Raw genomic sequence first — 21,566 nt, 5'->3', positions numbered from 1 at the left:
CCCGCCGATTCGGGATCGCTCAAACTGTGCCACAGTTTGCGACAGCCTACCTGACTGGGCCGTATAGCCAATCGAGGCTGGCTTTGCCAAGCAAAACGCCTGCCAGTAGCAAATAACGCCTGCGTCAGCCCTATGCTGCGCCCGCTAAGAGAAATTCTAACTCCGGGGTGGGGTGGGTAGAGGCGGCTAGTTCCGATTGCGAGGGACTGGATCTATCCCCTCGTCATTCCGGGGCGCGCCACTTGGCGCGAGCCCGGAATCCATTGGGCCGCAATCCGAGTGGTGGAATGGATTCCGGGCTCGACGCTTCGCGCCGCCCCGGAATGACAGGGTGTCCCGCCTGCCGGTCAGCCCTACGCCTGATCCAGTCCGTACAGCGTGTGCAGCGTGCGCACCGCGAGTTCGGTGTAGGCGGCGTCGATCAGCACCGAGAACTTGATCTCGGAGGTGGTGATGGCGCGGATGTTGATGTTGCGGTCGGCCAGCGCCTTGAACGCCTTGGCGGCGACGCCGGCGTGGCTGCGCATGCCGCTGCCGATCACCGAGACCTTGGCGACGTCGGTCGCGCTGTCGAGCCTGGCATAGCCGATCTTGGCCTTGGCGGAGGTAATCGTGTCCTTGGCGCGGTTGTAGTCGCTCGCCGGAACCGTGAAGGTGAGGTCGGTGGTCTTGCCGTCCTCCGACACGTTCTGCACGATCATGTCGACATTGATGTTGGCATCCGCGAGCGGCCCGAAGATCGCCGCGGCGACGCCCGGCTTGTCCTCGATCTGGCGCACGGAAATCTGGGCTTCGTCCTTGGAGAAGGCGATGCCGGTGACGACGTGCATTTCCATGATTTCCTCCTCGCTGCAGATCAGCGTGCCCGGCGGCTGGTTGGCGTGCGGGTCGATGTCCTCTGGCTTGTCGAAGCTGGAGCGCACGAAGATCGGCATGTTGTGCACCATGCCGAGTTCCACCGAGCGAACCTGCAGCACCTTGGCGCCCTGCGAGGCCAGCTCCAGCATGTCCTCGAATGCGATCTTGTCGAGCCGGCGCGCCTTCGGCACCACGCGGGGATCGGTGGTGTAGACGCCGTCGACATCGGTGTAGATGTCGCAGCGGTCGGCCTTCAGCGCGGCTGCGATCGCCACCGCCGAGGTGTCCGAACCGCCGCGGCCGAGCGTGGTGATGCGGCCAGTGTCGGGATTGATGCCCTGGAAGCCGGCGATCACGGCGACTTCCTTGCGCTCCTTGAAGCGGGTGATGATCTCGGTGCCGTCGATATCGAGGATCCGCGCCGAGGCGTGCGCGTCCGAGGTCTTGATCGGGATCTGCCAGCCCTGCCAGGAGCGGGCCTGGATGCCGATGCCCTGCAGCACGATCGCGAGCAGGCCCGAGGTGACCTGTTCGCCGGAGGCGACCACCGCGTCATATTCGCGGGCGTCGTGCATCGGCGAGGCGTCGGTGCACCAGGCCACCAGCTCGTTGGTCTTGCCGGACATCGCGGAGACGACCACGGCGACCTCGTGGCCCGCGTCGACTTCGCGCTTCACGTGCTGCGCGACGTTGCGGATACGATCGATATTGGCGACGGACGTACCGCCGAATTTCATCACGAGGCGGCCCATGACGACGCGTCTATTCCTTTAAGAGGATAAGTAGGTTAACCCACGCCGAAAACCGCAAGCATGGGGACCGAAAGGCGCGTATACATAGCGCCGCGCCCGGGGGCAAGCCGGTTGGTAGGGCTCTCTTGAGGTCCTTGAGGGGTGTTTTTGCCGGTTGCGGGCGGGCTGTGGCGCAAGGGTGACTCAAGGGTGACTCGCTGGGGGTGACCGGGGCGCAATGCGAAGGCGGATCGGATGGGACGTTACATCGACGATATCCTGCAGCCCGGCGAGAAGGTGCTGTATTCCACCAATGCGCACTGGATCTTCTACTGGCAGGCGATCCTGGCCTGGATCGTCGCGCTGGCGCTGCTGATCGCCTCGCGCATGACGACGGTCGACGGCCTCACTCTGGCCTGCCTGGCGGCCGCCGCCGTTGTCGCGGTCGCGGCGCTCTACTGGACTGCTGCTGCCTGGTTCCACCGCTGGACCACCGAGACCGACGTCACCAATCTCCGCGTCGTGCACAAGACCGGCTTCATCAAGCGGCGCACCTTCGAGATGAGCCTCGACAAGGTCGAGAGCGTCGACGTCAACCAGAGCATCATGGGGCGGCTGCTCAATTATGGCGACGTCACCATCCGCGGCGTCGGCGAGGGCATCGAGACCATCAAGACCATCGCCGCGCCGCTGTCGTTCCGCAATTCGATCACCGCGCGATAGGGGCGCGCATCCATGGCCGCACAATCAACTCTGTCCAATGCCTCCTCCGGTTCGGTCGATCCGGCCGAGGTCGCGAAATTCTCGAAGCTGTCGGATGAATGGTGGGACCCGCGGGGCAAGATGGCGCCGCTGCACAAGATCAATCCGCTGCGCCTGACCTATATCCGCGACGCTGCCTGCCGCAAGTTCGAGCGCAACGCCAAGAGCCTGAACTGCCTGTCCGGCCTGCGCCTGCTCGACATCGGCTGCGGCGCCGGGCTGCTGTGCGAACCGTTCACCCGGCTCGGTGCCCAGGTGATCGGGATCGATCCGTCTGCCACCAATATCTCGGCCGCAAAACTGCACGCCGACAAGGGCCATCTGTCGATTGACTACCGCTGCACTACGGTGGAGGAGATGGACGCGCGCGAGCGCTTCGACATCGTGCTGGCGATGGAGGTGGTCGAGCACGTCAACGACGTCGGCGCCTTCATCAAGCGCTGCGCTGTCATGCTCAAGCCCGGCGGGCTGATGGTGGTCTCGACCCTGAACCGCAACTGGAAGAGCTTTGCGCTGGCGATCGTCGGCGCCGAATACGTGCTGCGCTGGCTGCCGCGCGGCACCCATGAGTGGAGCAAGTTCGTCACCCCCGCCGAGCTCGAGCGCTATCTCGGCGACGTCAACCTCACCGTCACCGAGCAGGCCGGCGTGGTCTACAACCCGCTCGCCGACAAATGGACGGTCTCGACCGACATGGACGTCAACTACATGGTGGTGGCGGAAGAGGTGTGAGCAAGTCCCCGATCGTGGTCACACGATAGCTTGCGCAGCCCGGATGGATCGAAAGCGTAATCCGGGGCCGATTTGTCCGCGGTAGGGGTTCCCCCGGATTGCGCTGCGCTCCATCCGGGCTACGGCAGATCGCGGCGCGATCGCAGCCCTGTCATGCGCCGGCTCCGTTGACCGCATCATCCGCAATCGGCACGCTGCGCGTGTACTCCCGCCCCGGCACGCCTTCCTCATCGCGCATGTTCACGATCGCCTCGCTCTGGATCCCCTTCACCATCGTCGCTGCGTTCGGGCAGGTGGCGCGCAATGCGATGCAGCGGCATCTGACCGCGCCGCTCGGCACCTGGGGCGCGACCAATATCCGCTTCCTGTTCGGCCTGCCGTTCGCGGTAGTGTTCTTTGCGCTGGCGGTGCTCTTGACCGGCGATCGCGTGCCGTGGCCGGCGGCCTCGTTCTGGCCGTGGCTGGTGTCCGGCGCGCTGAGCCAGATCGTCGGCACCGGCTTCATGCTGCTCGCAATGAACGACCGCTCCTTTGTGGTGACCACGGCCTATATGAAGACCGAGGCGATCCAGACCGCGATCTTCGGCTTCATCTTCCTTGGCGATCATCTCACGACATCAAAGGTGATCGCGATCGTGATCGCCACGGTTGGCGTCGTCATCACGGCGCTCAGGCCCGGCGGGCAAAAGAGCTTTGCCGATTTGCGCCCGACCGTGCTCGGTCTCGGCGCCGCCGCTGTGTTCGCGATCTCGGCGGTGAGCTTTCGTGGCGCCATCATTGCCGTACCCGGCGTGTCGTTCGTGACCGCGGCGTCCTGCACGCTGATGTGGAGCCTGTTCGTCCAGACGCTGATCCTGTCGGTCTATTTGTTGCTACGCGCGCCCGATGTGCTGCGGAAGATCCTCGGCCTGTGGCGGCCCTCGCTGTTCGCGGGCTTCATGGGCGCGTTTTCGTCGCAATTCTGGTTCCTGGCGTTCGCGCTCACCGCCGCCGCCAATGTGCGCACGCTGGCGCTGATCGAGGTGCTGTTCGCGCAGGGCGTGGCGTATTTTTCGCTCAAGCAGCCGTTCTCGCTGCGTGAGGTGTTCGGCATCGTCCTGATCGTGATCGGCGTCGCGCTCTTGATCGCGGCCTAATTACCCCTTCACCGCAATCAACACCGCGCCGGCCGAGATCAGTGCGATCCCGATCCAGCCATAGGCCGAGGGGCGCTCGCCGAGAAAGACGGCGCCGAACAGCGCCACCAGCACCACGCTGAGCTTGTCGATCGGGGCGACCAGGGTGGCCGGCCCGAGCTTGAGCGCGCGGAAATAGCAAATCCACGACGCGCCGGTGCCGAGCCCGGACATCAAGAGGAACAGCCAGCTTTTGGCCGAGATCGGTCCGGCCTGGGTGAATTGCCCGGTCGCGAACAGGATCGCCGACAGCGTGATCAGCACGATCACGGTACGGATCAGGGTGGCGAGATCGGAGTTGATGCCCTCGACGCCGACCTTGGCGAAGATCGCGGTCAGCGCCGCGAACACGGCGGACAGGAACGCCCAGACCTGCCAGGAAGAGAAGGTTTCGGGGATCATGTCGCTCTCTTCCGTCATTCCGGGGCGCGCGAAGCGCGAGCCCGGAATCCATTCCAACGCTGGGTTTGCGGCCCGATGGATTCCGGGTTCTCGCTTCGCGAGCCCCGGAATGACGAAAGGGGATTCAATTCCGGTCTTCCGGCAGCGTCGGCAGCGGGGAGACCTCGACGCCCTCGTCGATCAGCGCGCGGGCTTCCTCGGGCGAGGCCTCGCCGTAGATCGGCCGGTGCTCGATATCGCCGTAATGCATCTTGCGCGCCTCGTTGGGGAAGCGGTCGCCGACATTGTCGGCGTTCTTCACGATGTGGTCGCGCAGCTCCTTCAGCTTGCTGCGCAGCTCGCGCTCCTGCGCCATCAGCAGCGAGGTCGATTCGGTGGACGCTGCTTCGACAGGCGCCGCGGGCGCAGGCCGGGCCGGCTCGCGGCCCTTCTTGCTGACGACCCGGGGCGCCATGATGGCGCGCTCGACCTTATCAGAGCCGCAGGACGGACAATCGATCAGGTGACGCCGCTCTTGCGATTCATAGGCCGAAGAGCTCTGGAACCAGCTCTCGAACTGATGGCCGCGCTCGCAGCGCAGCGTGTAGCGGATCATGCCGAACCCCGGACCAGATGCAGATGCTCCGGGCCGGCCTTGGGGTCGGCGATGCCGAAACGCCTGCCATGCTGCAACGACGGAATCGTCTTGCGCGCGGTCTCGACCTTGGCGGGATCGATCTCGGCCAGGAATACGCCCGGCTCGACGCCGCCCTCGGCGAGGATCTCGCCCCAGGGATCGATGATCAGCGAATGGCCGAAGGTCTCGCGCTTGTTCTCATGCAGCCCGGCCTGCGCGGCTGCGAACACGAAGCAGCCGGTCTCGATGGCGCGGGCGCGCAGCAGCGTGTGCCAATGCGCCTCGCCGGTCTTGCGGGTGAAGGCCGACGGCACGGTGAGGAACGACGCACCGGCTTCGGCGAGGGCGCGGTACAGTGCCGGGAAGCGCACGTCGTAGCAGATCGTGAGGCCAATCCGGCCCCAGGGCAGGTCGGAGATCACCGCGGTCTCGCCGGGCTGGTAATTGGCCGATTCGCGGTAGCTCTCGCCGCCCGGCAGGTCGATGTCGAACATATGGATTTTGTCGTAGCTCGCGAGCACGTTGCCCTCGGGCCCGATCAGGAACGAGCGGTTGACTGCCTTCTCCGGCGAATAGCGCAGCGCCAGCGAGCCGACATGCAGATGGATCTTCAGTTCGGCCGCGAGCGCGCGGTACGTCTTCAGCGACTTGTCGTCCTCTTCGCTGGCCAGATGCTCGAACAGCGCCTTGCGGTTCAGCTGCATCATGTTGCTGACCTCAGGCGTCAGCACATATTTCGCGCCCTGCGCCGCCGCTTCGCGGATCAGCCGCGTGCCCTGCTCGAGGCTCGGCTCCGGCAGCAATCCGGTGCGCATCTGCACCATGGCCGCGGTGAAAATATTGTCCGTGCTCATCAGGCGCCGCCTCCGTTGCTGAGCAGGCCGTCGAGCTTGCCCTCGCGGTCGAGCGCGTAGAGCTCGTCGCAGCCGCCGACATGGGTCTTGCCGATGAAGATCTGCGGGAAGGTCGTCCCGGCGCCGGCGCGGCTGTACATCTCGTCGCGATAGGCCGGGTTGCTGGCGACGCTCAATTCGGTGAACGCCGCGTTCTTGCGCGTCAGCAGCGATTTGGCCGCGGTGCAATAACCGCAGCCCGGGCGGGTGTAGATTTCAATGGCAGCGGTCATGGTGTGCTCGGTTGAACCAGAATACCGGATTATATGGGAGCGCCGTGCTGGTCGACAACCCGGGCGAACACCAGCACGTCGACCTGCGCGGCCTTGGCGCGCAGCAAGGCCCGTGCGCAGGCATCCACTGTGGCGCCCGAGGTCAGGACGTCGTCGACCAGGATCACACGGCGGCCCTGGATTTCAGCCTTGCGTTCATCGGCGACCCCGAATGCGCCCTGCACATTGCTGGCGCGATCCTTGCGCGACAGCCCGATCTGCTGCTCGGTAGCGCGGGTCCGCCGCAGCGCCTCGGAGACCATTTTGACGCCGCTCTGGCGCGCGATCACCGTGGCGAGCGCGCCGGACTGGTTGTAGCGACGGCTCCAGCCGCGCCGCCAGTGCAGCGGAACCGGAACCAGCATGTCGGCGCCATCTAGCAATTCCTTCCCCGCCCGGGCCATCCAACGACCCATTGTCGGCGCCAGATCGGTGCGGTCCTGGTATTTTAATGCGTGCACCAGCGTGCGCGCGACGTCGTCATAGCGCACCGCGGCGCGGGCGCGCTGGTAGGCCGGTGGATTGGCGATCGCCTCCATCGACAAGAGCTCGGGCCCGGGATCGTAGACGAAGGGAATGCCGAGCCGCGGGCAGAATGGCGGCGCGATGAACGACAATTTGGCCCAGCAGGCCGCGCAGACGCCCTCGCCGTGAACCGGCTCGCGGCAGGACACGCACAGCGTCGGCAGCGCGATGTCGAGTGCAAGCCGCGCGGTGCGCAGCCATGCACCGGAGATCACGCCGAGCGCGCGCTGAAAATGACCGGAAATCGAGCGTGTCGGTGATGTCTCGGCGCTCATGGCGGGCGAGGCTAGCGTTTGAGCCGCACGGGCTCAAGGCGCATTGCCTGCGGCGGCGCTCCGGCGTAACCAACCCGCCATGGCAACGACACCGCCCGCAGCCCCCATCCTGTTCGATCGCGCCTTGCTCGGCGCGCGGCTGGCGCGTGCGCGGGCCGCGGGGGCGGCGACGTTCCTGCTCGAGCGCGCCACCGAGGACATGGCGGACCGCTTGCAGGCGGTGTCGCGCCGCTTTTCGGCGGCGGCCGATGTCTGGACGCCGGGTGACGGGCTCGCGGAGGCGCTGCGCGGGCGGGTCGCCGCGGTCGATGCGATCGGTTTTGCCGAGAGGGAAGCGCTCGGCCTGCCGCCGGAGTCGCTCGATCTCGTGGTCTCCGCGCTGGCCTTCCAGTTCGTCAACGATCTGCCCGGCGTGCTGGCGCAAATCCGCCGCGCGCTGAAGCCTGACGGATTGTTGCTGGCGGCGATGCTCGGCGGCGATACGCTGACCGAACTCAGGCAAAGCTTCGCCGCGGCGGAGGCGGAGTGCGAGGGCGGCGTCTCGCCGCGGGTCGCGCCGTTCGTCGATCTGCGCGACATCGGCGCGCTGTTGCAGCGGGCCGGCTTCGCGCTGCCGGTCACCGATGTCGACCGCGTCGTGGTGCGCTATGCAAGCGCGTTCGCGCTGATGGCTGACCTCAGGCGCATGGGCGCGACCAACGTGCTGCGCGAGCGCCGCCACGCCCCGACCCGCCGCGCCACCATGCTGCGCATGGCGCAGATCTACGGCGAGCGCTTCGCCGATCCCGACGGTCGCATCCGCGCCACCTTCGACATCGTCTGGCTCTCCGGCTGGGCGCCGCATGAAAGCCAGCAAAAGCCGCTCAAGCCAGGCTCGGCGAAGGCGAGTTTGGAGGCGGCGGTGAAGCAGGCGAAGCGCTGAAGCGTGAGGTGAGCACGCCGCTCAGGCTCCCTCCCCCCCCTTGCGGGGGAGGGTCGGGGAGAGGGGTGGCCCCGGGCGAGATACTGGTGTGATCATCGCTTTTGCAATTCTGCGCGCGTCTTCGCAATGCACGCTGAGAGAGCGCGCCGTGTGGCACCCCTCTCCCCAGCCCTCCCCCGCAAGGGGGAGGGAGCCGGTCCACCGTGCGTCCCTTACCGTCGGCGCCTTATCAGCGAGCAAGGGGCGAGAGACGCTTCCACAATTTCGGAATAATGGAATTATGCCGGTGAGTTGCCCGACGTGTCAAGTCGCTTAGTCGAGCGCGGCCACTGCCGGCTCGTTTGCATGGGGTTGTTTCGATGTTTTTTGCCGCCGCGCCTCCCCGCGCGTGGGGAGCGGCCGAAGGTCACAGCAAGAGATCCATCAGATGCGGCAGCAGCGGGATGTCCGCCGGCGGCATCGGGTAGTCGCGCAGTCTGCCCGCGCGCACCCAGGCGAGGTTCTGGCCCTCGCGCGCCATCGCCATGCCTTCCCAGCGGCGGCAGATGTAGAGCGGCATCAAGAGATGGAAGGTCTCATAGGCGTGGCTGGCGAAGGTCAGCGGCGCGAGGCAGGGCTCGCTCACGGTGATGCCGATCTCCTCGTGCAGCTCGCGGATCAGGGTCTGCTCCGGCCGCTCGCCGGGCTCGATCTTGCCGCCGGGGAATTCCCACAGCCCCGCCAGCGCCTTGCCTGCGGGGCGCTGCGCCAGCAGCACGCGCTTGTCGGCATCGACCAGCGCGCAGGCGACGACGAGGGTCAGCTTGATGTCAGCCATGCGGTCCGGATGTCCTTGCAATCTTCAAGATTTCATTAACCAGCAAAGCTCCCGCCGCCAAACGATTTGTCGCCGCGCACTTTTTCTTCATTCGCGATAAGCCCGCCTTAATCCGCAGCCGGCAGGGTAAAGCTGTTGATCGACCCATCATATTCTCTGCCGATATAAATGAGCACCTTGATACGGACCATCAGCCGTTTCCGCCGCGATCGCTCCGGCAACATCGCGATGACCTTCGGACTCGCTTTGCTGCCACTCGTCATCGCGGTCGGATGCGCGGTCGACTATTCCCGCGCCAATCAGATTCGCAGCAAGCTGATCTCCGCCGCCGACGCGGCGAGCGTCGGGTCGGTGGCCAAGCAATCGCCCGGCTTCATTGCCGCCGGCGCCATGACTTTGGACGGTGAGATTCCGGCCGGCGAGGCCGATGCGAAGAAGATCTTCAACGGCAACATCTTCAACCAGAACGGCTTCACGCTGACCAGCGTGACGCCGACGATGACCAAGACCGGCGGCACGATCACCTCGACCGTCAAATTCACCGCCGACGTCCCGACCATGTTCCTCGGCGTGATCGGCCAGAGCAAGATGTCGGTGTCGGGCTCGTCGACCTCGACCGCGAACATGCCGCTCTATATCGACTTCTACCTGCTGCTCGACAACTCGCCGTCGATGGGCGTCGGCGCCACGCCGACGGACGTCGCCAAGCTGGTCAATGCCACCACCGGCAACAGCTTCAAGCCGAACGACCAATGCGCCTTCGCCTGCCACGACTACAACGACCCCAACAACTACTACAATCTGGCGAAATCGCTTGGCGTGACGACGCGGATCGACGTGCTGCGCAGCGCGACCCAGCAATTGATGGACACCGCGGCGACGACCCAGACCTATTCGAGTCAGTTCCGCATGGCGATCTACGACTTCGGCGCGTCCTCGGCGAGCTATGGCCTGCGCAGCCTGTTCACCCTGTCGTCGAGCCTGCCGAGTGCAAAGTCGGCCGCCGGCAACATCGATCTGATGGGCGTTTACGGCAACAACGATGCCTACACCGCGGACAAGGACAGCCAGTTCACGACCATCTTCCCGCAGATCAACAACGAGATCGGAAACCCGGGCGCCGGGACGTCGTCGGCGCCGATGAAGTATCTGTTCTTCGTGTCCGACGGCGTGGCCGACGAGCCCAATTCAAGCTGCCTGAAGCCGATCACCGGCAGCAATCGCTGCCAGTCGCCGATCAATCCGGCGCTGTGTGATGTGATCAAGAAGCGCAACATCAAGATCGCGGTGCTCTACACCACCTATCTGCAGCTGCCGACCAACAACTGGTACATGACCTGGATCGATCCGTTCAACCAGGGCCCGTTCGGCCCGTCGCCGAACAGCCAGATCGCGCAGAACATGCAGGCCTGCGCCTCGCCGGGCTTCTATTTCGAGGTCAGCCCGACCCAGGGCATCGCGGACGCAATGAACGCGTTGTTCAAGAAGGCCGTCGCCGACGCGCGGATCAGCAGCTAGGCCGCGCGTCCTATCTCTCCCGTCACCCTGAGGAGGCCGCGAAGCGGCCGTCTCGAAGGGTCACGGCCCGGCCCCCTCCACGCGGAGCCATCTGGGCCGTGCATCCTTAGAGACGCGCGTGCCGCGCTCCTCAGGCTGACGGGATAATACTCTACGACCGGTAATCGCCGTTGATCGCGACGTATTCCTTGGTGAGGTCGCAGGTCAGGACGCGGTCCTTGGCCTTGCCGAGGCCGAGCGCGACCTTGATCTGGATCTTCGGCGCCTTCATCGCCTCCGACACCTCTTTCTCGTTGTAGGACGGATCGCGCGCGCCGCTCTTGGCGACGCGGATGCCGTTGAACGAGATCGAGAGCTTGTCGCGGTTGGCCGGCTCGCCGGCCTTGCCGACCGCCATCACCACGCGGCCCCAATTGGCGTCCTCGCCGGCGATCGCGGTCTTCACCAGCGGTGAATTGGCGATCGACATCGCGATCTTGCGCGCCGACGGCTTTGTCGTCGCGCCCTCGACCACGACCTCGACCAGCTTGCGCGCGCCTTCGCCGTCGCGGGCCACCTGCTCGGACAGATCAGCGAGGATCTGCTGGAATGCCTTGGCGAAGGCCTTCAGGCGCGGGTCGCTGGCGCGCGAGATTTTTGGCGCGCCGTTGGCCGCCGCCGCTCCGGTCGCGAACGCCAGCAGCGTGTCCGAGGTCGAGGTGTCGCCGTCGATGGTCAGCGCATTGAAAGTGTCTTCCACGCCGGTCTTGAGCAGCGCTTGCAGCACGCCGCCCGATAGCGGCGCGTCGGTGAAGATGAAGGACAGCATGGTCGCCATGTCGGGCATGATCATGCCGGCGCCCTTGGCCATGCCGTTGATCGTCACCTTGGCCTTGCCGAGCTTGACGGTCGCGGTGGCGACCTTCGGGAAGGTGTCGGTGGTCATGATCGCCTTCGCTGCGTCCATCCAGAGATCCGGCGTCGCGTTCGCGGCGAGCTGCGCCAGCACGCCGTCGAATTTGGTGGCGTCGAGCGGTTCGCCGATCACGCCGGTGGAGGCGAGGAACACGTCCGACGTCGAGCAGCCGACCGCCTTCGCGGCGATCTGCGCGGTCAGCGCGGTGGAGGCCTTGCCGGTTTTGCCGGTGAAGGCGTTGGCGTTGCCGGAATTGACCACCAGCGCGCGGGCGCTACCGCCGCCCTTCAGCTTGGCGCGGCACCATTCGACCGGCGCCGACGGGCATTTCGACTTGGTGAAGACGCCGGCCACCGTGGTGCCCTTGTCCAGCAGTGCGAGCAGCACGTCGGTACGCCCCTTGTAGCGGATGCCGGCGGCAGCGGTCGCAAGCCGCACCCCCGCGATCACGGGCATCTTGGGAACGTCAGGCGGGGCGAGGGGGGAGACGGCGGTGGACATCGGCAAGCTTCCGGCTACGGGGAGGGAAGCGCTGCATATCACCTCGCAGTGAGAAGCGGGAGAGGGCTGTGACCCGAACGCGCTGTCATGAATCGTTCAAGAGCGATGACCCGTAGCCCGGATGGAGCGAAGCGCAATCCGGGAAAGTCTCTCCGCGTTGAAAGGCGGCGACCCGGATTACGCTTCGCTTCATCCGGGCTACGAAGCACCTCAAAACGCAAATGGCCGGGACGAGCCCGGCCATCGCGTATTCAAGCTGTCGGCGTTGCGAAGCTTACTTCTTCGCCGGCGCCATCTTGGTGTCGGCGGGCTTCGGCGCGTCCTTGGCCGCATCCGCCGGCGCGCTCGCATCCTTGGCAGCATCGGCCGGCTTGTCCATGCGCTCGACCTTGGCGGCCTCGCGCAGCTTGGCGACATAGTCGGCCTGGGCCTTGCGGGTCACATAGGTCTCGATCTGGGCCTTCACCTGCTCGAAGTCGGGCGCCTTGCGGTTGCGCTTTTCCTCGACCTTGATGATGTGCCATCCGAACTGCGACTTGACCGGGTCGGAGATCTTGCCCGGCTCGAGCGAGAAGGCGACGGCGGAGAATTCCGGCACCATCTGCTCCTTGGTGAAGAAGCCGAGGTCGCCGCCGTCGGAGGCGCCGGGGTCCTTGGACTTCTTCTTGGCGAGCTCGGCGAAATCCGCGCCCTTGTCGAGCTCGGCCTTGATCGCCTTGGCCTCGTCCTCGGTCTCGACCAGGATGTGGCGGGCGCGCACTTCCTGCTCGCCGGTGATCTGCTTGGCGGCCTCGTCGTAGACCTTCTTCATGGCGTCGTCGGTGGTCGCGGCCTTGCCCTCGCTGGCGAGCAGGCTGTCCATCAACAGGCGGTTGCGGGTGAAGGCGAGCCGCTTCTTGAAGTCGTCATTGTTCTCGATCTTCTTGTCCTCGGCGGCCTTGGACACGATCTTCATGTCGATCAGGAAGGACAGCACGTTGTCCTTGCGGGTCGCGGGGTCCATCTGCTGCAGGCTCGGGCCGAGTTCCTCCTCGGCGAGCGCCACGTCGCTGGCATGGATATCGGAACCGTTGACCTTCGCCAGCACCGGGTCGGACTCCGCGGCGCGGACCGGAAGGCCGGCGGCCAGCACTGCGACAAGACAGCCCGTGGCGGCCAGGGTGGCAAGGCCGAGGCGCAGGCCGGTCTTGGATTCCGGGGGCGAGGTGGTCATGCAAAATCCTTGGTCTAAAGGGGGGAAGCTCGAGCGGGGCGGACACTCGCCCAATCGTGTTACATTGGCAACGCGAAAGTCGTGTCAAAATGATGAATTCCTTGACATCTTACCGGCGTTGACAACCCCCCGACCGGGCCATATCTCTGGCCAACCGTGTCGGCGGTGAGAGCGCTTATTTTGCTGCGTTTTTCGCCGTTGAACCCAGGTTGGCCTGTTTCCCACTCAATTGGCGAGGGAGCCCCGGGCCGGGGCTCGCGCCGTAGCGCGTCACGGTGAGTTGATAGGCGAGCCGTTGGACCATCTCAGGCTGCATTCCAAGACCGAACCAAGACCGAACTCGAGACCGAAGAACAGGAATTTCGCATGATCGGCGCGCTCGCCCGCAAGTTTTTCGGCTCCGCCAACGACCGTCGGGTCAAGGGCTATCAGTCCCGCGTCAGCGCCATCAATGCGCTGGAGCCCGAGCTCATCAAGCTCTCCGACGACGAGCTCAAGGCCCGCACCGCCGAATTCAAGCAGCAGCTCGCCAATGGCAAGACGCTGGACGATCTCCTGGTCCCGGCCTTCGCCACGGTGCGCGAGGCGGCCAAGCGGACGCTCGGCCAGCGCCATTTCGACGTTCAGCTGATCGGCGGCATGGTGCTGCATGAGGGCGACATCGCCGAGATGAAGACCGGTGAAGGCAAGACGCTGGTCGCGACGCTGGCGGTCTACCTCAACGCGCTCGCCGGTAAGGGCGTCCACGTCGTCACCGTCAACGATTACCTCGCCCGCCGCGACTCCGGCTGGATGGGCCAGATCTACGCGTTCCTCGGGCTGACCACCGGCGTGATCGTGCACGGCCTCGACGATGCCGAGCGCAAGGCAGCCTATGCCTGCGACATCACCTATGGCACCAACAACGAATACGGCTTCGACTATCTGCGCGACAACATGAAGTATCGCCTGGAGGACATGGTCCAGCGCGAGCATTTCTACGCGATCGTCGACGAAGTCGACTCGATCCTGATCGACGAAGCGCGCACCCCGCTGATCATCTCCGGCCCGCTCGACGACCGCTCGGATTTCTACAACACCATCGACACCTTCATGCCGAAGCTGGTCAAGAAGGACGACTACGAGGTCGACGAGAAGCAGCGCACGGTGACCTTGACCGAAGCCGGCATGGAGAAGCTCGAGAACCTGCTGCGCGATGCCGGCCAGCTCAAGGGCGATTCGCTGTACGACGTCGAGAACGTCTCCGTCGTGCATCACGTCAACCAGGCGCTGCGAGCCCACACGCTGTTCACCCGCGACAAGGACTACATCGTCCGCGACGACGAGGTCGTCATCATCGACGAGTTCACCGGCCGCATGATGCAGGGCCGGCGCTATTCGGAAGGCCTGCACCAGGCGCTGGAAGCCAAGGAGCACGTCACGGTCCAGCCCGAGAACCAGACGCTGGCCTCGATCACCTTCCAGAACTATTTCCGGATGTACCAGAAGCTGTCCGGCATGACCGGCACGGCGCTGACCGAAGCCGACGAGCTGTTCGACATCTACAAGCTCGAGGTCGTGGAGATCCCGACCAATCTGCCGGTGGCGCGTCTCGACGAGGACGACGAGGTCTACCGCACCCAGAACGAGAAATACGCCGCGATCCTTGCCGAGATCGAGCGCGCCAACAAGCGGCTGCAGCCGGTGCTGGTCGGCACCGCGTCGATCGAGAAGTCGGAAGTGCTGGCCGATTACCTGAAGAAGCACGGCTACAAGCAGATCGACTTCACCTCCGAATCCGGCATGGAGAAGCTCTATGCCGCAGCGCGCGCCGGCAAGCCGGCCAAGCTGTTCGCGGTGCTGAACGCGCGCTTCCACGAGCAGGAAGCCTATATCGTCGCTGAAGCCGGCGTGCCCGGCGCGATCACGATCGCCACCAACATGGCCGGCCGCGGCACCGACATCAAGCTCGGCGGCTCGCTCGAGATGCGGATCCAGCAGGAGACCGCAGGGATCACCGACGAGGCGGAGAAGGCGAAGAAGATCGAGCAGATCAAGGCCGACATCGAGCGCTTCCGCGAGATCGTGCTGAAGGCGGAAGAGGATTTCGAAGTCGAGCCCGCCAAGGGCAACAAGCCGGCCAAGACCGTAAAGAAGCCGGGCGGCCTCTACATCATCGGCTCAGAGCGCCACGAATCCCGCCGCATCGACAACCAGCTGCGCGGCCGTTCCGGCCGTCAGGGCGATCCCGGCCGCTCGAAATTCTTCCTGTCGCTGGAAGACGATCTGATGCGCATCTTCGGCTCCGACCGGCTCGACAGCATGCTGCAACGGCTCGGCCTCCAGGAAGGCGAAGCCATCATCCATCCCTGGATCAACAAGGCACTGGAGAAGGCGCAGCAGAAGGTCGAGGCGCGCAACTTCGACATCCGCAAGAACCTGCTCAAATTCGACAACGTCCAGAACGACCAGCGCAAGGTGATCTTCGACCAGCGCGTCGACCTGATGAAGGACGACAGCGTGGTCGAGACCGTGACCGACATGCGCCATGCCTTCGTCGAGGACGTCGTCGCCAAGCACATCCCCGAGCACGCCTATGCCGAGCAGTGGGACACCGCGGGGCTGAAGGAAGAGCTGAAGCGCGTGCTCGATATCGATCTGCCGGTCGATGAATGGGCCAAGGAAGAGGGCATCGCCGACGAGGAGCTGCTCACCCGCATCGAGAACCATGTCGACGAGCGGATGGCGGCCAAGGTCGCGCAATGGGGCCCCGACGTGATGCGCTACGTCGAGAAGACCATCCTGCTGCAGACGCTCGACCATCTCTGGCGCGAGCATCTCATCATGCTCGACCATCTGCGCCAGGTGATCGGCCTGCGCGGCTACGGCCAGCGCGATCCGTTGCAGGAGTACAAGACCGAGGCCTTCAACCTGTTCCAGGAGATGAGCGCGCACCTGCGCGAGGCGGTCACCGCGCAGCTGATGCGGGTCGAGATCGTGCCGCCGGAGGAGCCGCCGCAGCCATTGCCGCTGATGGAGGCGCACAAGCTCGATCCCAACACCGGCGAGGACGAGTTCGCCCGCGCCAGCCTGAGCGAAGCCACCTACGCCCAGGCCTCGCTGGCGCCTGCCATGTCGGCCGCCGACCGCAATCCGAACGACCCGACGAGTTGGGGCAAGGTCGGCCGCAACGAGGACTGCCCGTGCGGAAGCGGCAAGAAGTACAAGCACTGCCATGGGCGCTACGCGTAAGCAGCCGCGATTGTCGCGATTGTAAGGATGGCCCGCTTCCGCCTTCGCTCTTCGAGCTACGGCGGACAAGTCGCTTTGCCCACCCTACGGTCTTCCGCGACAGGTATGCGTCAGCCGCTGCTAGCCGTGACGTGCCGCTATCGCAGCTGCGTCGCCATCACCCCACATGCGCCTTGTCGAGATCGGCGATCACGATCTTCTGCATCTTCAGCATCGCCTGCATGACGCGGTCGGCCTTGGCGCGGTCGGGGTCGCTGAGGTAGCGGCTCAGCGCGGTCGGGATCACCTGCCAGGACAGGCCGAAACGGTCCTTGAGCCAGCCACAGCGCGATTCCTGGCCGCCGTCGGTGAGCTTCTCCCAGAAGTAGTCGACCTGCTGCTGGGTCTCGACGCTGAGGAAGAACGACACCGCCTCGTTGAACTTGTGCTGCGGCCCGCCATTGAGCGCGTAGAACCGCTGCCCTTCGAGCGTGAAGCTCGCCATGAAGTCGCTGACGGTCTCGATCTTGGCGTTCGGAAACACCGATTTGTAGAACGCGACGGCATCGCGGACGTTGTTGTCAAGCCACAGGAACGGCGTGATCGATGTCATGGGGAGAGAATCCTTGTGATCGAGGGAGAGGAAAGCCGGAAACGCGCGCAAGCGAGCGCATCCGGAGGACGAGCGGGCGGCGGGCACCCCGACATATCGGCCGGACTTTTGTTGGAACCCTCGCACGGCCGTCTGGCGGCGACGGGCCGGCGGTATTTTCCGCGAATTCGGGTTCCTGCTAACCCGGCGCTAAGCCCAGCGGCGGATGCATCTGCCACCCAAAGGCGATGTTAGGCTTTCGATCAACCACTTGTTAGTGCTCTGTATCCCAATATTGCCGGGCGTGTTGGACGAGCCGTCAAGCGCATCAAGGCCTCTCCTTGGTCAAGGCTCGATCGGGGAGGCCCGCGCTTTGCAGACCGTGACGACAATGCCCGGCCGTTACTATCCGGCGATCTTCGTGCTGGCGTCGGCCACCCTGGCCTATCAGATCCTGATCACCCGTTTCTTCAGCGTGATGGTGCATTACCATTTCGCGTTCGGCGCCATCGCGCTTGCGATGTTCGGGCTGACGCGCGGTGCGATGCGGGTTTATGAGGATCCCGAACGCTATGCGCCCGGGCGTGTGGGGCCGGAGTTCGCCCGCCATGCCGCGCGGTTCGCGATCAGCGGCGTCGCCGTGATGTGCGCTTTCCTGTCCGTGCCGATGGTCGCGCCTGGCAATTACGCCATGGCCGCGCTCGGTGTGGTGGCGCTGGGCTTCACCATTCCGTTCGCCGAGGGTGGCATCTGCATCACGCTGCTGCTGACCCGGCTGCCCTATGTCGGCGGCTGGCTTTACGCCGCCGATCTGGTCGGTGCCGCGACCGGATGCCTCGGCATCATCTTCGTGCTGCTGGTGATCGATCCGGTCAGCGCGACGCTGTGGATCGGCGCCGGCGCCGCGGCCGCCGGCTGGTTCGTGGTCCGTCACGGCGAAGGCCGAAGCAGCCTGCGCCTGAGCCGCAACACCGCGCTGGGCCTCGCCGCACTGGCCGCGGTCCACACCGCGCTTGCCGCAACCGGCAGCAGCCATCTCGGCGTGACCTGGGCCAAGGGCACGCCGCAGACCGGAACGCTGTTCGAACGCTGGAACACCTATTCGCGCATCCGCGTCACCGATCTCGGGCTCTCGATCCCGTTCGGGTGGAGCTTCGCGCGCGCCCCGGATGCCAAGATCGAGCAGCTCTATCTCGACATCGATGCCGATGCGGGAACGCCGATCACCCGTTTCTCCGGCGATCTTGCCAAGGTGTCCTACCTCAAGCACGACGTCATCAACGCGCCCTATCTGGTGCAGCAACGGCCGGATGACGTCGCCGTGGTCGGCGTCGGCGGCGGCCGTGACGTGCTCTCCGCGCTCTATTTCGGCGCGCAGCGGATTCGCGGCATCGAGATCAATCCCGCGATCTTCGAGGTGCTGACGAACAAGTTCGCGGATTATTCGGGTCACCTCGATCGCCAGCCCGGCGTGTCGCTGGTCAATGCCGAAGCGCGCAGCTACATCAACCATTCGCCCGATCGCTACGACCTGATCCAGATCTCGCTGATCGACACCTGGGCCACCACCGCGGCCGGTGGGCTGACATTGACCGAGAACCGGCTCTACACGGTGGAGGCGTGGGACGATTTCTTCCGCGCGCTGAAGCCGGGCGGCATGCTCTCGGTGTCGCGCTGGTACCAGCCGACGGTCTATCGCGGCGAGTTCTATCGCCTGATTGCGATCGCCACTGAGGCGTTGCAGCACCAGGGCGTGCCGGCGACCGAGCTGTCGCAGCATGTGATTGCAGCGAATGTCGGCGACATCGTCACGGTGATGATCCGTCCCGAGGCGTTCACGGCGGCGCAATGGCAGGGCGCCCGCGACCGGTTGGTCGCGGAGGGCTTCAAGCTGCTGCTTGGGCCCGGCATCGGCTACGACGCCGTCACCTCGACCCTGCTGTCCGGCAAGGCCGACCAGCGTTTCCTGGATTCATTGCCGCAAAACATCGCCGGTTCGACCGACGACAAGCCGTTCTTCTTCTATACCGTGCGGCTCGCCGATCTGTTCAGCAAAAGCGGCTTCGAGCTGCAGAACAATGCTGCGATCAGCGTCATCAAATGGGTGCTCGTGTTCCAGATCGGCATCTGCATCTGCTACATCGGCATTCCCTTCATGCGCCTAGCGCGGCGGACGGCGGTGGCGACGCTGGCGCCGCCGGTGGCCTATTTTGCCGCAATCGGCTTCGGCTTCATGCTGATCGAAATTTCGCAGATGCAACGGCTGATGGTGTTCCTCGGCCACCCCGTCTACGGGCTCAGCGTCGTGCTGTTCACGATCCTGCTGTTCGGCGGCGTCGGCAGCGCCACGGTGGGCGCAGCGTCTGCGCGGCCGGCCGTGTTGATAGTCCGCCTCGTGGCGCTGGTCGCGACGCTGGTGGCCGCAGGCCTGCTGACGCCTGCGGTCACCGCCTGGTCGCGCGCGGCACCGACCGACATCCGTATCCTGGTATCGATCGCCTTGCTGGCGCCACCGGCGTTCTGCATGGGCATGATGTTCCCGCTAGGCCTCGGCATCTGGCGGCGGCATGAGGGGCTGTTGCCGTTCTTCTGGAGCACCAACGGCATCACCTCGATGCTCGCCTCCGTGCTCGGCATGGCGCTGTCGATCCAGTTCGGCATCACCGCGACATTCGCGCTCGGCGTCGGCTGCTATGTGGTGTGCGCGATCATGATCCTCGGCAACCGCCTGAGCGATTCAATCGCTGACACAGCCCTCAAGCCGGTCCGGACGCCCGGTCTGGTGGCACGGGACGAGGCGGCGTCGTAGCGGCGGGCCGGGACCGTCCTAGTTGGCGCTGCCGATCAGGCTTTCCAAGAGGCGCTTGAGCTCGGTGGTCGACTTGTCGCCATAGCTCTCGACGATGTGCTCCTCCTGGCTCACCGCCAGCGAGTTCAGCCGCCGGCACAGCGCCTTGCCGCGGTCGGAGACGAACATCAGCACCTTGCGGCGATCCTTTGGGTCCTGCACGCGATAGACCAGCGCGTCCGATACCATGCGGTCGATCATCTTGGTCAGCGTCGGATGGTTGAGCAGCACGGCATCGGCAAGCTCGCCCATCGAGTGGCCGTTGCCGTCGGACAGCACTTTGAGGATGCGCCACTGCTCGACCGGCACGCCTTCCTTGGCCAGCCGCGTCTCCAACTGCCGGTTAATCTCCCGGTTGGCTTGCGCGAGCAGGTAGGCGAGGTGTTCGGTGATCGGGGAATTTTCTTTCGGCGGTTTAGCCACGGTGTGAGACCTGGTTCCTGACCCGGTGAATGAATGTCCGGCAACGCATGCCGTTTCTATATGCACTTCAATTGTTGAATATTCAATATTTTCCCTTAGGATATTCCCCCAACCAAAGGGCGGATGCCGCGACCGCCCCGCTGGCTGCGTTGCGTACTGCTTCCCAGACAGGAGTTGGCGTGCTCTCGACGGTCTTTTCCCAGGCACATGGCGGCATGCCCGTCCCGCCGCCGCACCTGTTTCGAACTCCGTCGTCCTGCGCGGCCGATGTCGCTTTGACCGTCAAGCCGGGCTCCTCGCGCCGCGGCGGCACCGACAGCAAGCTTCGGATTGCCAATTTCATCACCTTTTCCGGGGCCCCCGGGATCTGGGGTCCGATCTCCGCCAACAGCGTCATGCTCGCGGTCGCCGAGATCAACCGGCGCGGCGGTATCCGCGGCCGCGAGATCGAATTGTCGATGTACGACGCCGGCGGTCCGATCGAGGAGGTGGTGCGCCGCGCCGAGCAGGCGATCGCCTTCGACGAGATCGACGTGATCATGGGCTCGCATATCTCGGCGGTCCGCCTTGCGCTGCGCAAGGTCACCGCCGGCCGCATCCCCTATGTCTACACGCCGGTCTATGAGGGCGGCGAGCGGACGCCCGGCGTGATGGCGATCGGCGAGACGCCGCGCGCCGAAAGCCGGCCGGCGATCCACTGGCTCACCGAGGTCAAGAAGGCGCAGCGCTGGTACCTGATCGGCAGCGACTATGTCTGGCCCTGGCAATCGCACCGCGCGGTGAAGCGCTACATCAAGGAGGCCGGCGGCCAGGTGGTCGGCGAGGAATTCGTCCCGCTCGGCGAGGACGATCACGAGCCGCATCTGGCGCGGATCCGCGCCGCCAAGCCCGATGTCGTGCTGATCTCGCTGATCGGCACCGACAGCATCACCTTCAACCGCGCCTTCGCCGCGGCGGGGCTCGCCGCCACCACGCTGCGCTATGCCGGCGCGATGGACGAGACCGTGCTGCTCGGCATCGGGCCGGACGCGACCGAGAACCTGTTCTGTGCCTCCGGCTATTTCAGCTGTGTCGATTCCCGCGCCAATGACGATTTCCGGACCAGCTACCGCGCGATGTTCGGGGCGCATGCGCCGCCGATCGGCTCGGTCGGGCAGTCCAATTATGAGGGGATGCGGTTTCTCGAGGCGGCGGCCAACCGGGCCCGCTCGCTGTCTACGGGGCCATTGTCCGCCGCGGCGCGCAACCTGGTCTATGGTGGCGGCCGCGGCGCCGTCACGATTCGCGACGGCCGCGCCGAGATGCCGATCTATCTTGCCGAAGCCGACGGTCTCGACTTCAATGTGATCAAGACGATCTAGCTTGGCACCGTCGTCCGCAAGCGCG

General features: G+C 65.2%; 19 protein-coding genes. 8 read left to right on the top strand and 11 right to left on the bottom strand.

Features of this window, described 5'->3' with window-relative positions:
- Positions 1-353 precede the first annotated feature (353 nt).
- A complete protein-coding gene (locus ACVIW0_RS37770) occupies positions 354-1,610 on the bottom strand; it encodes an aspartate kinase (protein ID WP_461356847.1) in 1,257 nt (418 codons plus the stop codon).
- 234 nt (positions 1,611-1,844) lie between these two features.
- Between ACVIW0_RS37770 and ACVIW0_RS37765 the strand changes: the two genes are divergently transcribed.
- From ACVIW0_RS37765 to ACVIW0_RS37755, 3 genes are all read left to right on the top strand, one after another.
- Positions 1,845-2,312 carry a PH domain-containing protein gene (locus ACVIW0_RS37765; protein WP_461356846.1) on the top strand — a complete coding sequence of 156 codons (468 nt, stop codon included), beginning with the start codon at positions 1,845-1,847 and terminating at the stop codon, positions 2,310-2,312.
- A gap of 12 nt (positions 2,313-2,324) precedes the next feature.
- Positions 2,325-3,083 carry a bifunctional 2-polyprenyl-6-hydroxyphenol methylase/3-demethylubiquinol 3-O-methyltransferase UbiG gene (gene ubiG / locus ACVIW0_RS37760; protein WP_461356845.1) on the top strand — a complete coding sequence of 253 codons (759 nt, stop codon included), beginning with the start codon at positions 2,325-2,327 and terminating at the stop codon, positions 3,081-3,083.
- Positions 3,084-3,319: 236 nt separating this feature from the next.
- Positions 3,320-4,219 carry an EamA family transporter gene (locus ACVIW0_RS37755; RefSeq protein ID WP_461357539.1) on the top strand — a complete coding sequence of 300 codons (900 nt, stop codon included), beginning with the start codon at positions 3,320-3,322 and terminating at the stop codon, positions 4,217-4,219.
- On the opposite strand, the gene ACVIW0_RS37750 is transcribed toward ACVIW0_RS37755, so the two are convergent.
- The 5 genes from ACVIW0_RS37750 to ACVIW0_RS37730 form a co-directional block, all read right to left on the bottom strand.
- Positions 4,220-4,660, bottom strand: a complete 441-nt coding sequence (locus ACVIW0_RS37750; protein WP_461356844.1) for an EamA family transporter — start codon at positions 4,658-4,660, stop codon at positions 4,220-4,222. It abuts the gene before it with no gap.
- Between the two features lie 124 nt (positions 4,661-4,784).
- Entirely contained in the window at positions 4,785-5,255 is a 471-nt protein-coding gene (locus tag ACVIW0_RS37745; RefSeq protein ID WP_461356843.1) for a DUF1178 family protein, read from the bottom strand.
- Positions 5,252-6,130: a carbon-nitrogen hydrolase family protein gene (locus ACVIW0_RS37740; protein ID WP_461356842.1), complete on the bottom strand. Its 879-nt coding sequence runs from the start codon at positions 6,128-6,130 to the stop codon at positions 5,252-5,254. The genes ACVIW0_RS37745 and ACVIW0_RS37740 overlap by 4 nt, the downstream gene beginning before the upstream one ends.
- On the bottom strand, positions 6,130-6,402 hold the full coding sequence (gene grxC, locus ACVIW0_RS37735) for a glutaredoxin 3 (protein ID WP_212021057.1): 273 nt from the start codon (positions 6,400-6,402) through the stop codon (positions 6,130-6,132). The genes ACVIW0_RS37740 and grxC overlap by 1 nt, the downstream gene beginning before the upstream one ends.
- A gap of 29 nt (positions 6,403-6,431) precedes the next feature.
- Positions 6,432-7,241, bottom strand: coding sequence for a ComF family protein (locus ACVIW0_RS37730; protein WP_461356841.1), 810 nt, complete (start codon positions 7,239-7,241; stop codon positions 6,432-6,434).
- Positions 7,242-7,320: 79 nt separating this feature from the next.
- Between ACVIW0_RS37730 and ACVIW0_RS37725 the strand changes: the two genes are divergently transcribed.
- Positions 7,321-8,163 (top strand): methyltransferase domain-containing protein, encoded by an 843-nt coding sequence (locus ACVIW0_RS37725; RefSeq protein WP_461356840.1) that lies wholly within the window; start codon positions 7,321-7,323, stop codon positions 8,161-8,163.
- Positions 8,164-8,569: 406 nt separating this feature from the next.
- On the opposite strand, the gene ACVIW0_RS37720 is transcribed toward ACVIW0_RS37725, so the two are convergent.
- A complete protein-coding gene (locus ACVIW0_RS37720) occupies positions 8,570-8,980 on the bottom strand; it encodes a (deoxy)nucleoside triphosphate pyrophosphohydrolase (RefSeq protein ID WP_461356839.1) in 411 nt (136 codons plus the stop codon).
- 168 nt (positions 8,981-9,148) lie between these two features.
- On the opposite strand from ACVIW0_RS37720, the gene ACVIW0_RS37715 reads away from it, so the two are divergent.
- Positions 9,149-10,498 (top strand): TadE/TadG family type IV pilus assembly protein, encoded by a 1,350-nt coding sequence (locus ACVIW0_RS37715; RefSeq protein ID WP_461356838.1) that lies wholly within the window; start codon positions 9,149-9,151, stop codon positions 10,496-10,498.
- A 151-nt stretch (positions 10,499-10,649) separates the two neighbouring features.
- Here ACVIW0_RS37715 and argJ read toward each other — a convergent pair whose 3' ends face one another.
- Together argJ and ACVIW0_RS37705 are read right to left on the bottom strand one after the other, a co-directional pair.
- Positions 10,650-11,894, bottom strand: a complete 1,245-nt coding sequence (gene argJ, locus ACVIW0_RS37710; protein WP_461356837.1) for a bifunctional glutamate N-acetyltransferase/amino-acid acetyltransferase ArgJ — start codon at positions 11,892-11,894, stop codon at positions 10,650-10,652.
- Between the two features lie 274 nt (positions 11,895-12,168).
- Positions 12,169-13,107, bottom strand: coding sequence for a peptidylprolyl isomerase (locus ACVIW0_RS37705; RefSeq protein WP_461356836.1), 939 nt, complete (start codon positions 13,105-13,107; stop codon positions 12,169-12,171).
- Between the two features lie 366 nt (positions 13,108-13,473).
- On the opposite strand from ACVIW0_RS37705, the gene secA reads away from it, so the two are divergent.
- A complete protein-coding gene (secA, locus tag ACVIW0_RS37700; protein ID WP_461356835.1) occupies positions 13,474-16,338 on the top strand; it encodes a preprotein translocase subunit SecA in 2,865 nt (954 codons plus the stop codon).
- A gap of 157 nt (positions 16,339-16,495) precedes the next feature.
- On the opposite strand, the gene ACVIW0_RS37695 is transcribed toward secA, so the two are convergent.
- Positions 16,496-16,930 carry a VOC family protein gene (locus ACVIW0_RS37695; RefSeq protein WP_461356834.1) on the bottom strand — a complete coding sequence of 145 codons (435 nt, stop codon included), beginning with the start codon at positions 16,928-16,930 and terminating at the stop codon, positions 16,496-16,498.
- Between the two features lie 370 nt (positions 16,931-17,300).
- On the opposite strand from ACVIW0_RS37695, the gene ACVIW0_RS37690 reads away from it, so the two are divergent.
- Positions 17,301-19,718 (top strand): spermidine synthase family protein, encoded by a 2,418-nt coding sequence (locus tag ACVIW0_RS37690; protein WP_461356833.1) that lies wholly within the window; start codon positions 17,301-17,303, stop codon positions 19,716-19,718.
- 18 nt (positions 19,719-19,736) lie between these two features.
- On the opposite strand, the gene ACVIW0_RS37685 is transcribed toward ACVIW0_RS37690, so the two are convergent.
- A complete protein-coding gene (locus tag ACVIW0_RS37685) occupies positions 19,737-20,180 on the bottom strand; it encodes a MarR family winged helix-turn-helix transcriptional regulator (RefSeq protein WP_016847408.1) in 444 nt (147 codons plus the stop codon).
- Positions 20,181-20,395: 215 nt separating this feature from the next.
- Between ACVIW0_RS37685 and ACVIW0_RS37680 the strand changes: the two genes are divergently transcribed.
- Entirely contained in the window at positions 20,396-21,541 is a 1,146-nt protein-coding gene (locus ACVIW0_RS37680; RefSeq protein ID WP_461357538.1) for a substrate-binding domain-containing protein, read from the top strand.
- The last annotated feature ends 25 nt before the right edge of the window (positions 21,542-21,566 follow it).

Source organism: Bradyrhizobium sp. USDA 4454, from assembly GCF_054822705.1.
Note: the sequence above shows the minus strand (reverse complement) of the source record. Positions and strands in the feature narration are given on the sequence as shown.